Source organism: Rhizobium aethiopicum (assembly GCF_900094625.1).
GTDB lineage: Bacteria > Pseudomonadota > Alphaproteobacteria > Rhizobiales > Rhizobiaceae > Rhizobium > Rhizobium aethiopicum.
This window is the reverse complement of sequence record NZ_FMAJ01000032.1, coordinates 1-15,507: the sequence shown is the minus strand read 5'-3', so window position 1 is coordinate 15,507 and position 15,507 is coordinate 1. Positions and strand designations below refer to the sequence as shown.

Below are 15,507 nucleotides of genomic sequence, written 5' to 3'. Positions count from 1 at the left end.
TGAGAGAATATCAGAAGGCCGAGCGCCTTTTGGCTGTCGCTGCCCAGCATGTCCTCTCTCGACTGATAGTGATCGATCGGACACATCGCAGAATGTTTTGAACCGTGCCGGGTTTGCCGGAGGCTCCAACTTCTGAGAAAGTGGAGCCGATATGAGCAAGACAACGAACAAGTTTTCACCTGAAGTCCGCGAACGCGCCATCCGTATGGTGCTGGATCACGAAGCAGAACACCCGTCGCGGTGGGCGGCCGTTTCATCTATCGCGGCCAAGATTGGCTGCTCGCCTGCCACGTTGCACGAATGGGTGAAGAAGACAGAGATCGACAGCGGCAAACGAGCAGGCTTGCCGAGTGATACGGCCGAGAGGATGAAGGCTCTTGAGCGGGAGAACCGCGAGCTTCGTCAGGCCAACGAGATTTTGCGCAAGGCCCCGGCCTATTTCGCGATGGCGGAGCTCGACCGCCCCTTCAAACGATGATCTCGTTCATCGACGAACACCGTGGCGTGTTCGGGGTCGAGCCGATCTGCAGACTATTGCCGATTGCCCCGTCAACCTACTACGAGAACGTCGCCAAGCGCCTGGATGTGGATCGCCTGTCGGTCCGCGCCCGCAGCGATATCGGCCTGAAGATCGAGATACGCCGCGTCTTCGAGCAGAACTTCCGCGTCTATGGCGTTCGGAAAGTCTGGAGGCAATTGAAGCGTGAAGGCTTCGATGTCGCCCGCTGCACTGTCACTCGGCTTATGAGATCGATGAGCCTGCAGGGGATCATTCGAGGAAAGCCGATCCGCACGACATTCTCGGACAAGACGGCTCCGAGCCCGCTTGACCGGGTAAACCGCCAGTTCAAAGCCCCAGCACCAAACAGGCTGTGGGTTTCGGATTTCACCTATGTCGCCACTTGGCAGGGTTTCGTCTACGTGGCCTTTGTGATCGACGTTTTCGCCCGTCGTATCGTTGGCTGGCGGGCGAGCCGGACGGCACATGCAAGCTTTGTCCTCGATGCCCTTGAGCAGGCACTTCATGATCGGCGTCCCGTTCATGGCGGCGGCCTCGTGCACCACTCGGACAGGGGCGTTCGTGTCCATTCGCTACTCCGAGAGGTTGGCAGAAGCTGGCATAGAGCCCTCTGTCGGGAGCGTCGGCGACAGCTACGACAACGCACTCGCAGAAACGATCAACGGTCTCTACAAGGCCGAGGTCATTCATCGGCGCGGGCCATGGAGGAACTTCGAAGCGGTGGAATTCGCCACTCTGGAATGGGTCGACTGGTTCAACCACCGACGACTTCTGGAGCCCATCGGAAACATACCGCCAGCCGAGGCTGAAGAACGCTACTACGCCATGCTGGACGCAACGGCCATGGCCGCATAACTTAAACCAAACGGCCTCCGGTAAACCCGGCGCGGTTCAGTTCGAGCGTGAATTGAAGTGCTGGAAACCGATCTCTCCCCAATGTCAATCGCACCTCAATGCCTGCCCTTTAGGAGCAAAGCGACAGCTGACATCGGAATTTATTGCCTTTGCCCGACGGACCGCACAGTGCGACTCAATGCCGAACACGATGGATTTCCGCTTGCTGTCTTTGAATGAGGCAAGATGACGTCAGGTGAGATTCGCCAGCAAATCTTAAACCGATGCCTGGATCGGGAGGTCAAACCGGCAACGGCGTTCGGTGTGCGATCGCACCCGTGGCTGAGTGTTTCGAACGAGACAGAGCGAAGAGGTTTCGGACTTGATCTCGACCTAGCCGGCCCGGACATCGTGACACCACCTGCCCTTGTGCTTTATGTTTTCTCAGAGCGATCCAGGAAGGGAAGACGAAGCTTCCGCATCTAGAGGTTCGGGATCCCCGCCTGTTTGAAGAGCTTAGCGACCAATGCTAGATCGAGCGTAGCATCGGTCATGATCTGCTGTAGGACTGCGACGCGCTGCACCAGAGCTGCTCTATCTTGGGCGTCTTTCGAATGGCTCCACGCCGTGCGAGCCAGATGATAGTCTCGAGCGGCTGCACGTACGATTCTGAAAGTGAATTCCATCGCGTTAGCCATCGCCAAATATGGCGAATCAGGCCGGAGAAAAAAAGAGAGTGCATTCTCTGCGTTAGTGCGCTGACTAACCATCGCTGGGTCCTGCGGATGTTCGCGGAGATTTCGATCTGCAGTGAGTACACCCTGCATTGCGGCTTCCATCAGGGTCGCCCATTTGCGTCGTTCGGACACAAGCGCGTCGCGCACCAACCCATAGATGTCGATCGTCGCGCGTCCCTTCGGCATCCGATTTTCTTGAGGGGTTTTCGCTGGCTCGACAAATCCATCGGCGAAGAAGCGCAGATGCTGGTCGGGATAGTCGGTGCAAGGATTGAGAAGTAGGGGCCTCTCTTTCGGCAGATCTGCGGGAATTTTTGCTCTGCGGGTTCCGGGAGCCATTGGAAAACGGTTAGCCTTGCCCGACTTTGTCAGCACACGTCGGCCGTCCTTCGTCCAATGGAATTGCTTCCGCTCCCGATTGCAGTCGATGCAGGACGGCAAGAGATTGTCGTAGCTTGCAGCAAGCCAGTAATATCCTGGTGACCGAAATTTGCCGTCATCGTCAATGTAGCCACCCTTCGGCCGGAAATGCTCGACCTCCATCGCGGTGATATGCGCGTACGGACTTTCGCAATAGGCACACTTTGTGCCGAACAAGCCAGAAAGCGCTTTTTTTACTGCTTCGCATTTGTATGCGGTGAAGTTTGGAGCTTTATCGGGACGGCGAGGGAGTGGTCGTCTGGAAGGCTCCACTCCGCCAAAGTGCCAAAGCGCGTGTTCGCGCTCAGACATGCCGCTGCGCCCAATGCGTTCCAAAGATTCCTCAGCGGATACTGCGGGGACGCGCACGACACGAATCATTGCGCTGACCCACTCAATAGCGCTGCCTCGCTCCATATTTCCGAAAGTTCGTCGTCAAGCATCTCTTCGCCACGGGCAATATCCGCAGCAGTCAGTTCCGGGCGCCGAGCGAGGAAGCGGTCAATAGCGTCGAGGAGGCGACGCTCACGTTCATTGTTGCCCAGCTGTTGCGCGTTGTTGATTTCGGCGCGTAGGCTAACAATTTCGGCGCTTTCTGTCTGAGTCGGGGTTTTCTTTCGTAGAAGTAAATAATAGCGGTCGAAGCGGGCCTGCAGAGACGGGTCGAGCGTGCTTGCGAGACCGAAATGTTCCGAAGTCAGGATCTGATCCACCCGCAGCCCCTCGATGGGCGGCAAGTCCGCTACCAATTTTACGCCCCCTCGCGGCCCTTTACGCAGAACGGCAACTTCGCCGTGACGTAAGCCTCTCAGGCAAAGAGGTTCGTGGGTCGTCGCAACCACCTGCATCCCGGGAAGGATCAAACGCATGCTTTCGACGAAGCGAAGCTTCCATGAAGGATGAAGATGGTTGCCGACTTCGTCGATCAACACCAGACCTTGGGCAAGCTCAGGGGTTTTCCAAGCGGGGAGAACAAGCGACAAGATGTCCGCTATGAGGGCGATCACCGTTTGGTAGCCATCGCAGAGCCGAGCCAGCGGCGTGAATTTCCCTTGCTCAGTGAGGCCGACTTCGCCGCTCCTCTTTACCAGCTGGCGATCAAGGTCGACTGCCAAGGCTTTCTTGATGGCGATAGCCGCGTAATCGAACTCCGCTGGCGAGGCTTCAAGAAGCCACTCTTGGGCGTCTACAAGCGGGATGAAGGGATCGAAGAGGTTTTCGACTCGAGCGTAATTGGTGCCTTGATGCTTCGGGCCATCTCGTCTCGGAAGAAGCCGCGTCGAGCCATAAGCTGCAAGCATCAGCTGCGCCTCTCGCCCGGTCGTCTCAATTCTTCCGTCTTCATAGATCCGCAGAACGCGTGGTTCCGTGGCGCCGCTGAGTTTCACGCTGATTTCGCCGAATGAGGCTCCGGCCTTCACCATTGTCCTCGGTTCCAGTCCAAGCGAATCGATCAGTTGATTGCGATAGCGATCACCCACAAGTGCTAGAACGAGCGCCTGAAGCATCGTGCTCTTGCCGGCGGCATTTTCGCCCAGCAGCATAAGCCACGGTGCCTGTCCCGCCGTATCGGCAACATTGAGATCAAGCTTTGAGATAGCCCGGAGATTCTGGGCTTTGATGCGTTCAACAAACCGGCTACCGGCGCGGAGATATGCGGTAGTGCCCTGTTCCCCGTCATCTTCCAGGGAATAGCTTTCACGTTCGCTTTGAAATTGCGTAAGTGCGACCTTTGCCGCGCGCTGTTCACTTCGGCTCGTCTGACGGCGGCGAAGACCGAGCAATGCCGTAGCATTGCCCAGCATAGCGGCCTCGCTGGACGGCAGCCCGGCCAAGGCCGCGTTCACGAGCTGCCTGCACATCCCTGCATAAGCGGCAGTCGGACTCATCATTTCCTTAAGCTGCGTGACTATAGTCTGCGCGAAACCGTCAGATTCGGAGCCTCCGGCATACCCCTGCAAGGTTTGGAGAAGCATTTGAACAATGCGTGCGGTGCTCCGGCGTGCCTCCACCAGGCCCGGCCGGTTCAGGCCGAGGATTTCTATGGTCGTCAAACCTCTGATATCCTTACTGGAAACGAGACCGTCGTCTGAGAACAACAGGATGGTTTCGACATCGTCGTTGCAGGGGTCGAGGAGAAGCGGCTGTTCGTCGCCGAGGGTTTCAATTGGGTCAAGCGGATGCGCCCGAAGCTTTTCGTCTTTGAGAGGAAACCGTCCACCCTTACCAGATCGCGTCTTGGTATCTCCTGAACCGCGAAAAGAGAGCCTGTTACAATCGGCGCAGCTCAGATAGAGATTGGACCACTCGTTGATCAGCCACCAGTAATGGAGAGGCAGATGCGTGCCATCGTCAGCGATAACGCCGCTCTTTGGACGGTACATCTCAATATCGCCTGGCCCGGTCGTGAGTGGCGTTTCGCAATAGGCGCATTTGCCATGAAACAGTTCATGCAGCGCTTTCCTAACAGAAGAATGGCGATAGAGCTTGAAATCGAAGCCGCCGCGCTGGCGATTGCGCTCGTAATTTGAGTAAAACTCCGCCGCAGCCTTAAACTCGCGTTCTGCTTTACTGCCTTTGCTTCGCAGTAAAATAGCTGGCGCAGGAACGTTTTGCCGGTCGACCCTAATCATCGGTTTGAGCTCCCCTACCCAAAACGTAAAACATATCCTTGAAATTGGCGCAAATCTACCTTTGGTTTACATGCCGGTGTCTAGCGCTGGTGTCATACGATGCCTATCGAAAACCCTATGACGTAACGCTGCCGGCCCAGCACCTTGTGCTGGCAAAGACCAAGATCTGGTTCGGGCCACTCGACGAATATCGCGAATGGTTCGTGGAGCGTGATGCAGGCATTGGGAATATCATCCGAGTGACCGTCACTTCCATCCAATCCTCGATCCAAGACTAGTTCGACTTCCTTCAGGCGCGCTGGAAAAAAACGCTTCCCGCCCAGGCGGCAGGCCAAGCGCTGATCTACCGCATCTGTGGGGCAAAAATGGATAAGTAAATGGGTCAACGGTGCTGATTGGAGTTTTGAAACATATCCTCTGCTTTCGCTATGCCCATATTTCCCTAACAAAAGTAAGGGAAGGGCTCCTAATGGCATTGCTGAATATGAAAATGCCGAATCTGATTATAGCCTATTTGCTCGCTTGGATCTGACCTTCAAGTTTATTGTTGCAATCAACTTTATCGAGTAATATTGTACGATCCGAGGGAATTAAGCATTAATACCAAATTCGTCCACTGCCGGGCACTGTCGAGGCAGTGCGCTAATAGTTTTTATTGGAACTCTTCACGATTCCGGGAGAGATTTTCTATGCTAATTTCCGTCGGTAGACTGCGGATCTTATCGTCTTCTGCAAGCGAAACGCCAGAGAACTCCGAGGGTAGCGAATGGCAGTATCAGTTGCGTTCACGAAGAGCAGCGTGATTTTCCGGAGGGCGTATCGTCTCGTAGTACCTTTGATTGCCACCAGTTTCTTTGCTTCCTGCACTGCTACGACCCCAGTGGCTGTGGAGCCTACGCTCAGCGCAAGCGATGTGGCCAAAAAGTCCATGGACCGCCGAAGCATAATGGATTCGCTTCGTGCAGACGCTGAGTATGCCTACGGCGGTACGCCGAATTGGTATGACGTGACTTTGGCGGGCTACAACTATGTCGATGACCGATGTTCTGCCTATTTTGACTCGCTTTTTAAGCTGAACCGCCAACGCGAAGCTGCGAAATCTGGGATATCCGCCTTTGGACAGACGACCAATGCTATTCTCGGTGTCACCGGTGCCACTCAGCTTTCGATGACAGTCGTGGCGCAGGCTTTTGGGTTAGCGTCAAACCTTACTGACGTGGTTGCAGGTACATATCTTTACGAGTTGCCTCCTGCGACAACCAAGAAATTTGTGGGGGAATTAGCTCGCGCCTATCGCGATGGCACAGCAAGGCAAAAGGGTAGCATCGACAGCGCCCCTGCCGCCTATGGGTATATTCGTGGATATCTTGACCTGTGTCTTCCGGCCACAATCGAAGGCGAACTCGTCGAGCACGTAGGCTCAGCAGTTGCTGTTGCTAACCCGACTGCTAGCGGCTCTGGGGTCGACCTCAGGATAGCTAGTGATGGCAATCGGTCGCCTCCCCGGTCATTTGAGCGTCCTCCAAGCGTGACAGCCCCGCTCCCGCGTACTCGTGCACCAACGAGACTGACTGCAGAAGATGGAGTAAGTCCAGTCGCCTGGAGCAAGATACAGACCTATCTTTGCGTGGCGCCACCGGACGGAAGCTTGGGGGCGACTACACGCATGGCTATTCGAGACTTTTATAAAGGCCGAGGCGACAACAGGCCCGACGTATTGAGCGCGGGCGGCATCAATGAAACTGATATTCGGCTTCTCAAAGAAAAATCAGAGTTAAGTCCGGGCAAGACGTGTGCGGAACGGGGTGTCGCCGACGCCTATTCAGTTGGCAATCTGAGCAGATAGCTCAAACTTAAAACCGAGCAAGGAATGTTCCGATGGCTGTGATGAAAGTCGCTCGTGTACTAAGGGATAAACCGTCGCTCGACGCGGCGATTATAAGATCAGTGCCTTCCGGCACGAAGGTTACGGTTCTGGACGACAAAAAGCTCCCATTCACTGAAATCCTCATCGACGCCACCGGCGAGAGGGGATGGGTGGTAGACGAGGCCATCGATAAGACCAGGGACACAGTCGGCCCTCTCGACAAACTCCTTGTGGCGGCGGAATGCGTGGAACTTGCGGCAAACTATGGCGGCAATGCCTATTACCTAATGGCCATCGCACAGATGCGTACAAACATCATTGACGCGCAGGGGCCGCAAACCAACGGCTTATTCGCGTTCACCAATGAGGAATGGATACTAAATGCCAACCATCCTGAGTATCAGATCGCCTACAGTTTATCTGAACTTGGCGATTGGCGGGCACAATGCACGCTTTTCGCGATCATGGCGGCCCAGACGGCTGATGCCCTTAGTGATGCGCTCGCGACAGATGTATCGATGGTTCAACTCCTGCTCGCTCAAACAATCGGTTTCCTAGCGGCTCGCCAAGCTATTGGCAATGATGGTCAAGACGCCGCCGCACTCATCAAAGGTATCGCGCCTGCCCAAGCCCAGACCGATCGTATCGACCTCGCGAACCTAACCGGCCGAGATGCAGCACTTCTCAACGGTTCGACGGTCAAAGACATTTTGGCAGCCATCGAAGCAAAGCTCAATGAAAGCTTCGCTTCGGTTGATGTCATCATAAGCGAACAGGCCGAGCTCTTCATGAAGAAGCTGCGCCAGCTGACGGACCTAGCTCCGACGATGGTTGGTGACATCAACTTCTCCTCGCCCAAGATCCTACGGTCCCGCGAACCGATGGCACGCAAGATCGCAGAGAGGTTCGCATCGCGCGGGTACGGAACGCTGCAACAGATCGCAGCGATCGCAAATGCCATTCAGGAATCCAATTTGAACCCTTTAAGCACCAACCTGCGCGGCGAGCGGAGCTTTGGCCTCTTCCAATTGAACCAGAACGGCGGCGTTGGAACTGGTCATAGCGACGCAGAGCTTCTGGATCCCGACCGAAACATTGAGATCATGCTTGATGAGATCCAGAAGCCGTACCTCAAGAAAAGCCGTGCCCGCTTCCTGGCAACCGCCAGTTTGCATGAGGCGGTCGAAATTTTTGTATTCAACTTCGAGAAGCCTGCAGACAAGCCAGGAGAGACCCAGAAGCGCTTTAAGGTCGCTCAGACGCTGATTGCCTGATCCAAGTCGACGTCCGACGTGAGACTTCTGAATCAGGTTGGTCGCGGCGAATCCAAACATCGTGGCTGCCGAGCTTCGGGTCACGATGCTCTTCGCGCTTCGACTGGAGGTGAAACCAACGGCGATGTCTTCCAGAGCCGCTGGACTTTTCAACGAACTGCCTATCGGCTTCGCTGACTTGACCCGAAAGATCCTTGATCGGGCTTTGACTGACGGCGACTATACAACAATTTCCTCGATCTCAGCAGCGATCGGAACACTCTTGACAGCCATCGGCCTAGCATACGCCGCCCTTCAGATACGATGGAGTAAGCAAGCCACTCGCGAAGCAGAAGCTCTGCAAGCCTATCGCAACTATTTGGAGCGCTGCGTGCAGTATCCGGAGTTGTCGTCTGGGGACAATGTTCAAGAACCATGCGTCGAATGGCGTAAAGGTCGAGTTTATGATGCATGGACCTTAACAATGAGCGCTATCTTTGGTTCGTCTCGAATACTCATCACAACATGCGACGAAATCTTAATGAATGTTTCGGACGCAGAGTAATGGCGGTGTGGCAGCGCGCGCAGTTGCTACACATTCAGTTGGGTTGAACATTTCGCGTTTCGAATATGGTTTTCATCTTTTTCTACTTCCTCAACTATATCAATGTTTTGCAAGATATTTTGTAGTAGCGCCAATTATATCTATACCTAAAATTGTATTTGTGGTACACGTGCTTGCGCTCCGTTCATGGGGTCGGGTGGTTATTTTTCTGAGTTTTGATCGGAACCAAGTCGATGCGGTGCGAATGGGTGGGTGCATGACCAGCGACACGTTCTCCACGGTGGATTTCAAACTTCAAGATTATCCGCTACCGGAGAAGATCAAGTCGGCCCTGTCGCAAGTTGATTCCATCCGTCGGAACCGGTTCGAATATTATCAGACGCTGCGCCGGAAGAGTTCGAAGTGGGTACACGGATCGCGTCAGTTTCTTGCGTGGGCTGCGGCACTGGCATTTCTGTTTACGGCGGTAGGTACCGGCCTGCGCTTCGTCCCGCCAACCCCCGGCACCGAGCACGACAAGTGGCTGCTGCTGATCGCCCTCTTCCTCTATTCGCTCGTGGCCGCGCTGAGCCTCTATGAACGCGCCACAGATACGGTCAGCGCCTACTTCCGTCATGTCACCATCATCCTTGCGATGCGCGACCTCTGGGGCAAGTTCCAGTTCGAAGTCTTCAAGGAGATCCCCGTCGCACTCGATGGCGATGTCACGGCGACCGCGGCAGCCGGCGACAGGATCGTCGCACTTTGCTCGGCCTTCCTGGTGGATCTCGACAAGCTCAGCAACGGCGAGGCGACGGAATGGCGGACCGAGTTCCTGGCATCGCTTTCGGAGCTTGAGACCGCCGCAAAGGAAGGCCGCGCTTCGGCGACCACCGGCCTTGAGGAACAACTCAAGCGAGCGGAGAAAGCGGTGCAGGACGCGGTAGCGGCTGCAGCCAGGATCGAGGCGACGCTCAAGCCGAGCCACATCAATCTTACGCTGACCGGCAATTTCGACGGTGAGGCCGTGATCTTCATCGACGAGGCGGAGGTCGCCCGCAGTCCGGGCGCTCGTATTGGCCTTGAGAATGTGAAGGCCGGCCCCCGCAAGCTCGTGGCGCGGGCGTTGAAGGACGGCAAAAGCCTGGAGGTTTCGCAGATCGTCGACGTGCAGCCCGGAGTGCAGTCGGTCACACTCGCTTTCTGAAGAGTTGGCAGCAAGGCCAGAAACCATTTCCGCTTAGTTGGTGGAGGGGATGATGGACAACAAGGACCTGATACAGAAGCCGCTTTCGCGGCGGCTGCGCATATTCTCCTTTGATCCGAGCATCGCGGCGCGCTTCGATCTGGCGGGGATCGGCGAGATTTCGATCTCAGTTCCGTGGGAAGATCTCCAGCCGGGGCCGGTGGGAGAATATATCGAGGTCGTCGACATCGATCCGGCGAGCGAGGTTATCTACGCACCTGTCGATCTCAACGACACATGGCTGCTCGCCCAGGACGGGCACGCACCCTCCGAAGGCAATCCGCAGTTCCATCAGCAGATGGTTTATGCTGTTGCGATGACCACGATCGGCCATTTCCAGCAGGCGCTTGGACGTACCGCGCTCTGGTCGCCGCATCGGGAGCCAACCGGTCCGAAGAAATACTTTGTTCGTCGACTGCGGATCTATCCGCATGCGCTGAGGGACCGCAACGCCTATTACAGCCCGGACAAAAAGGCGCTGCTCTTCGGCTATTTCCCCGTAGGTCGCAAGGATAAGGACAATACGCCGGGCACGCTCGTGCATACCTGCCTGTCCCATGACATTATCGCGCATGAGACGACACATGCCCTGCTCGACGGCGTGCATCCACGGTTCAACGAGCCGGTCAACCCCGATGTCTTTGCCTTCCACGAAGCCTTTGCAGATATCGTGGCACTATTCCAGCACTTCAGCTATCCAACGGCGCTGCGCGACCAGATTGCCCGTACCCGCGGCGATCTCGAGGCCGAGAGCCTGCTCGGGCAGCTGGCGCAACAGTTCGGGCTCGCCTCGGGTCGCGGGGGATCGCTACGCGACGCACTCGGCACCCGCGATCCGAAGACCAATGTCTGGAGGCCGACGGAACCGGATGTGCGGGCACTCGAAAAGACGGCGGAACCGCACGCGCGTGGCGCCATCCTTGTCGCCGCCGTGTTCCGAGCCTTCCTTACGGTCTATAAGTCCCGCAGCCGTGACCTGCTCAGGATCGCGAGCGAAGGCACGGGTGTGCTCCGGGCCGGCGACATCCATCCAGATCTCGCCGCGCGCCTAGCCGAGGAGGCGGCCCGTTGCGCGGCCTATGTGCTGCAGATGTGCATCCGCGCGATCGACTATTGCCCACCGGTAGGCATCACCTTCGGTGATTATCTCCGCGCACTGGTCACCGCCGACACGGATCTCAATCCGGAAGACCCTCTCGGCTATCGCCTGGCCTTCGTCGAGAGTTTCCGTGCCTGGGGTATTCACCCGCGAGGCATGCGCTCTATGTCGGTCGAGAGCCTCCTTTGGCCGTCGGCCAAGGACTTGATCACAGAACTGATTTTTTCCAACCCACTCAAGGACGAGGACTCAAAAGATCGGATCGCGCGCCTTAATCAAGCCCTCCAGTCTATGAACGCGAAGTATGAGAGCGTGCGCAGCGACGAGCGTTGGAACCAGAAGACGTCCGACCAGGACATGTCTCTGGCCGCACGCACTGCGCCGGCTGATCTCGAGCCAGTGCACTTCGACGACACCGACCGCTACAAGATATGGCGTGACGCCGAGGAAATGTCGCAGATCTTCTGGAAATGGTTCGACGATGACAGCCAGGTGCTGGCCCATGCGCTCGGCATCGTGAGGAACAACAACGCGAGCCTGATCCGTTCGGCCAATGTCACGCCGCAGCGCAAGCCCACTGTTTATCAGGACGGCAACGATTATAAGTTCGAAGTCCATTCAGTTCGCACCGCCAACCGCCGGGGCCGCCAGGGTTGGACGACGTCGGAACTGGTGGTCGAGATCACGCAGAGGCGACGCGGCTATCTCGACGAGGCGAAACAGCACGAGAAGGACGCGAGCTCGACACCGATCCCCGACAAGGAACGAGGGGATTTCTATTATCGGTCCGGCTGCACACTGCTGATCAATCCAAGGACCATGGAGATCCGCCGGGTCATCCGGACGGCGGGAACCATCGATGACGACCAGGAACTCGCCCGCGTGCGCAATTTCCTGACCGGGGGTGGGCTCGAGCCGGGCAATGCCTTCGAAATGGCGCGCAACGCCATGCGCGCCCGTGAACCCTTCGCCATGCTGCATCGATAGGAGGACGGGTTATGGCCAGACGAGCCAATTCCAGGTCGAGTGCGACTGCGCCAGGGGCCGAGCGCCTCATCCCGCCGCCGAGGGGCGCGGTCGTGCGCATGTATCGCATCGGTCACGGCGACTGCTTCCTGCTCGGGCTTGCGGGCGAGACTGAAACGAAGCCGGCCTATGTGCTGATCGACTGCGGCTACAAGCCCGGTTCGACGAAAATGATCCGCAAGGGGCCTCCGGGACCTGGTGGCCAACTCAATCTTATGCCGGAGGCCGATCAGCCGACGGTCAAGGAAATTGCCCAGAATATCGCGGCCGCGACAGGAGGGCGCGTCGACGTAGCGATCATTACTCATCAGCATCAGGACCATGTGAACGCGATCACCGAGGCCAATTTCGGCGGCAAGGATGACGGGCTTGAGATAGGCGAGACGTGGTTCGCTTGGACAGAGGACCCGGAAGACGACGTTGCCGACGACCTCCGCAGGAAATTCAAGGGCAGCATCATGGGGTTGATCGGCGCCCGGCAGCGGCTGAATCAGTTGGCGATGGCCCTGCCGGAGGGCGCGCGTGCGGAGCAAGCGGAACGGCTCAAACTGATCGACGAGATGCTTGCCTTTGAGTTGGGTGGAGGCGACGAGGACGTGCAAACGGACGCTGACGGGGGTGGTGCTCCCAGTGCTTTCGCGATGGCCGGCGCCCTTGCTGCCGCCGCGGAGGGCGACTCCAAGAATGTCAAATCGATGCGCTTATTCAAGGAAAAGGCACGGCAGGGCGTTCGCTATATCCGTCCGCATGACACGATCATCAAGGTGCCCGGGGCGAGCACGGCGCGTGCCTTTGCGCTAGGGCCGCCGCGAGACCCCGAGCTTCTTGCCTCGCTGGATCCCGAGGGCGACGAGGAGTTCCATTTCGGCATAGGGTCCGGCGCCTCCGGCGCTCTGGCCATGGCCGGTGACGGCGGGGCTGAGGAAAGACCGGAAGGCGCCGGCTCGCCCTTTGCCGCCAAATACCGCGTCCCGCTCTCGCAGGCCGGTATCGACCCGAGGACAGACAAGTTCTTCAAGAAGACCTATGGAACGTCAGCGGACGCTCTGAACGTGCAGCCGCCCGCGCAGGACAGTACCCATGAAGTGCTGGAAAATGCTAAGTTCCGGCGCATCGACGACGATTGGTTGAACGCGGCCGAGCATGTCGCACTCGACATGAACGACCAGACCAACAATTCGAGCCTTGTGCTCGCTTTCGAACTCACGCCTGGCGGCAAGGTCCTGTTGTTCGCCGCCGACGCGCAGCGCGGCAACTGGCTGTCCTGGGACGATCAGCCTTTCCGCGACGGCACAAAGGAAATCACTACGCGAGACCTTCTGGCGCGTACTGTCCTCTATAAATGCGGCCATCACGGCAGTCACAACGCAACGTTGAACGGTGCGGCCGACGAGAAGAAGGCCAATCTTTCCTGGATGGGCAATGGCGAGCATGCCCGCGAGTTCACCGCACTCATAACAGCCGTCAGGGCCTGGGCCGAGACCCAGAAGGGCTGGGACCATCCATTGAAGGCTATCAAGGACGCGCTCGTCAAGAAGGCGGCTGGGCGGGTGTTCCAGACCGATACGGACTTCAGCCAGATGGTAAAGCCCGACGGCGTGAGCGATCAGGAATGGAAGGCCTTCAAGGACCGTAATCGTGGTGAAAGGCTGTTTTTCGACATTTGTATCGTGCCCTGACGCGAGACCGCGACTGTTTGTAGAGGGTCTAGGATCAGCGCACCAGAAGATGATTGCAGAGACGATGAAGACGCCGGAGAGGTAATTTTGTGGCGAGTTTGTCATGTCTGATGGCGGTGAAAGGAATCGAACGCGCGACCAGCTGGATAATGGGCTATTGCGATTGGAATCTCGTTGAGATGGCCCAGGTTCTCACCGAGATTGTCCGCCAGGCCGAACAGTCTCATTTTGGAGCGCGAATGCTCGATACAAGTTCTAATCTCGACGAGATGATTGGTGTGTCGAAGGCACTCGGAAAAGTGTTCGTAAGATCAGGGCCGCCTGGCTTGAGGCGTACGGGACGGAAATGATCGCCGGTGCCGCAACACCCAGTGCCCGCTTTGAAGACCTCTTCTCGCTGAAAGATGGGCCGAAAACAACGACGGGAATCGCCTGATCGAAGCGCTCGACATGGAGGAGCCTGGTAGGGCGACTTAAGCCAGTGGGAGAAGTCGTGCATTCGTTTCCGATTGGACCTTCCTGCGCGCGTCGATGGTCTTACACTTCCTTCTTTCCGCGATGCCGGCAGTCGCGCCCGAGATGTCTAAAGGCTTCCGTCCCGATTTGCGTAAAGCTACCGCAACATGGTGGTCTATTGCGACCTCCATGCGTGGTGCCCAAGACCTGAGAATTCCTTTAGATTGAACGGTATCCAGCCGACTTCGATGGCGGTCGCGGGATCTGACTGATCGAAAGCCACTTTCGCCTGCCGCATGCAAAATGCCAGCTCACCATTGACAGAATAGTCAATCCGGATCGTTAGAGCCTTTCATGTTTTGACAGAAGCGTAGCCAGCATTTGAGAAGTAGTTGGCGCATTCCTCTGGTTTGATGGTGTCGGCGAGTATGCCCAGATGGCGCCAGGTTTCCTCGATGGTTCGCTTTTGCGCTTGGCGCATCCAGTGCTTGATCTTGGCGAAGGCCTGCTCGATCGGGTTAAGGTCGGGGGAATATTTCGGCAGGAACCAGAGCCTGGCGCCGACGGCCCTGATGGCATCGCGGATGGCCTTGGCTTTGTGAGAGCCGAGATTATCGAGGATGACGATGTCGCCAGGTTTGAGGGTCGGGATCAACTGCTGGCGGACATAGGCGTGAAAGCATTCGCCATTGATGGGACCGTCGAAGACGCAGGGCGCAGTGAGCTTGTCGCAGCGTAGGGCGCCGAGGAAGGTGAGGGTGCGCCAGCGGCCATGCGGGGCAAAGCCGCGTAATCTTTTGCCCCTCGGCCCCCAGCCGCGTAACGGCGCCATGTTGGTGCGGCTCCAGGTCTCGTCAATAAAGACGAGCCGCTTCGGATCGAAGCGGTCTTGCCAGGCTTTCCAGCGGGCTCTGCGGCGGGCAATGTCGGTGCGGCCCTGTTCAAGGGCGAACAGCGTTTTTTTTTAAAGCTCAAGCCCTCGCGGCGCATGAACTGCCAGATGGCATTGTGGGAGACGCTCACACCGCGGGCGGCTAACTCATCCTTCAGCCGATGTAGCGTCAGATGTGATGTCTGCTCGATCTGCTCGACGATGAATGTCAATCGGCGTCCAAAGTTCACCCCTTATCGGCGTCCAATTTTGACCCCCCATATGCTGTAGATCAGCGCTTGGCCTGCCCGGCGCTGGCCGG

General features: G+C 57.2%; 9 protein-coding genes, 2 pseudogenes and 1 other annotated feature. Of the genes and pseudogenes, 8 read left to right on the top strand and 3 right to left on the bottom strand.

Features of this window, described 5'->3' with window-relative positions:
* Nucleotides 1-151: 151 nt before the first annotated feature.
* A pseudogene (locus GA0061105_RS30485) lies at nt 152-1,375 on the top strand (IS3 family transposase).
* Nucleotides 433-549, top strand: a sequence feature (AL1L pseudoknot). It overlaps the preceding pseudogene by 117 nt.
* Nucleotides 1,376-1,836: 461 nt before the next feature.
* On the opposite strand, the gene GA0061105_RS30480 reads toward GA0061105_RS30485, so the two are convergent.
* Together GA0061105_RS30480 and GA0061105_RS30475 are read right to left on the bottom strand one after the other, a co-directional pair.
* Nucleotides 1,837-2,823 (bottom strand): HNH endonuclease family protein, encoded by a 987-nt coding sequence (locus GA0061105_RS30480; RefSeq protein ID WP_141130258.1) that lies wholly within the window; start codon nt 2,821-2,823, stop codon nt 1,837-1,839.
* A 65-nt stretch (nt 2,824-2,888) separates the two neighbouring features.
* Nucleotides 2,889-5,144, bottom strand: coding sequence for an AAA family ATPase (locus GA0061105_RS30475; RefSeq protein ID WP_092754960.1), 2,256 nt, complete (start codon nt 5,142-5,144; stop codon nt 2,889-2,891).
* 89 nt (nt 5,145-5,233) lie between these two features.
* On the opposite strand from GA0061105_RS30475, the gene GA0061105_RS30470 reads away from it, so the two are divergent.
* From GA0061105_RS30470 to GA0061105_RS30445, 7 genes are all read left to right on the top strand, one after another.
* Entirely contained in the window at nt 5,234-5,422 is a 189-nt protein-coding gene (locus GA0061105_RS30470; protein ID WP_092754957.1) for a hypothetical protein, read from the top strand.
* A 488-nt stretch (nt 5,423-5,910) separates the two neighbouring features.
* Nucleotides 5,911-6,990 carry a hypothetical protein gene (locus tag GA0061105_RS32650; RefSeq protein WP_208601717.1) on the top strand — a complete coding sequence of 360 codons (1,080 nt, stop codon included), beginning with the start codon at nt 5,911-5,913 and terminating at the stop codon, nt 6,988-6,990.
* A gap of 32 nt (nt 6,991-7,022) precedes the next feature.
* Complete coding sequence (locus GA0061105_RS30465; RefSeq protein WP_092754954.1) at nt 7,023-8,285, top strand: phage tail tip lysozyme; 1,263 nt, start codon at nt 7,023-7,025, stop codon at nt 8,283-8,285.
* Between the two features lie 61 nt (nt 8,286-8,346).
* Nucleotides 8,347-8,829, top strand: coding sequence for a hypothetical protein (locus GA0061105_RS30460; RefSeq protein WP_141130256.1), 483 nt, complete (start codon nt 8,347-8,349; stop codon nt 8,827-8,829).
* Between the two features lie 256 nt (nt 8,830-9,085).
* Nucleotides 9,086-10,015 (top strand): hypothetical protein, encoded by a 930-nt coding sequence (locus GA0061105_RS30455; protein WP_245304447.1) that lies wholly within the window; start codon nt 9,086-9,088, stop codon nt 10,013-10,015.
* A 52-nt stretch (nt 10,016-10,067) separates the two neighbouring features.
* Nucleotides 10,068-12,140 carry a gluzincin family metallopeptidase gene (locus GA0061105_RS30450; RefSeq protein WP_245304446.1) on the top strand — a complete coding sequence of 691 codons (2,073 nt, stop codon included), beginning with the start codon at nt 10,068-10,070 and terminating at the stop codon, nt 12,138-12,140.
* An 11-nt stretch (nt 12,141-12,151) separates the two neighbouring features.
* Complete coding sequence (locus GA0061105_RS30445; protein WP_092754945.1) at nt 12,152-13,858, top strand: ComEC/Rec2 family competence protein; 1,707 nt, start codon at nt 12,152-12,154, stop codon at nt 13,856-13,858.
* Nucleotides 13,859-14,666: 808 nt separating this feature from the next.
* On the opposite strand, the pseudogene GA0061105_RS30435 reads toward GA0061105_RS30445, so the two are convergent.
* Nucleotides 14,667-15,412: pseudogene (locus tag GA0061105_RS30435) on the bottom strand (IS630-like element ISRel6 family transposase); the annotation flags it as partial.
* Nucleotides 15,413-15,507: the final 95 nt, after the last annotated feature.

What these genes read in the sequence shown, in the direction of transcription:
- GA0061105_RS30465 (WP_092754954.1), top strand. Translation starts at nt 7,023, where the DNA reads ATGGCTGTGATGAAAGTCGCTCGTGTACTAAGGGATAAACCGTCGCTC.
- GA0061105_RS30455 (WP_245304447.1), top strand. Translation starts at nt 9,086, where the DNA reads ATGACCAGCGACACGTTCTCCACGGTGGATTTCAAACTTCAAGATTAT.
- GA0061105_RS30450 (WP_245304446.1), top strand. Translation starts at nt 10,068, where the DNA reads ATGGACAACAAGGACCTGATACAGAAGCCGCTTTCGCGGCGGCTGCGC.
- GA0061105_RS30480 (WP_141130258.1), bottom strand. Translation starts at nt 2,823, where the DNA reads ATGTCTGAGCGCGAACACGCGCTTTGGCACTTTGGCGGAGTGGAGCCT.
- GA0061105_RS30475 (WP_092754960.1), bottom strand. Translation starts at nt 5,144, where the DNA reads ATGATTAGGGTCGACCGGCAAAACGTTCCTGCGCCAGCTATTTTACTG.
- GA0061105_RS32650 (WP_208601717.1), top strand. Translation starts at nt 5,911, where the DNA reads ATGGCAGTATCAGTTGCGTTCACGAAGAGCAGCGTGATTTTCCGGAGG.
- GA0061105_RS30445 (WP_092754945.1), top strand. Translation starts at nt 12,152, where the DNA reads ATGGCCAGACGAGCCAATTCCAGGTCGAGTGCGACTGCGCCAGGGGCC.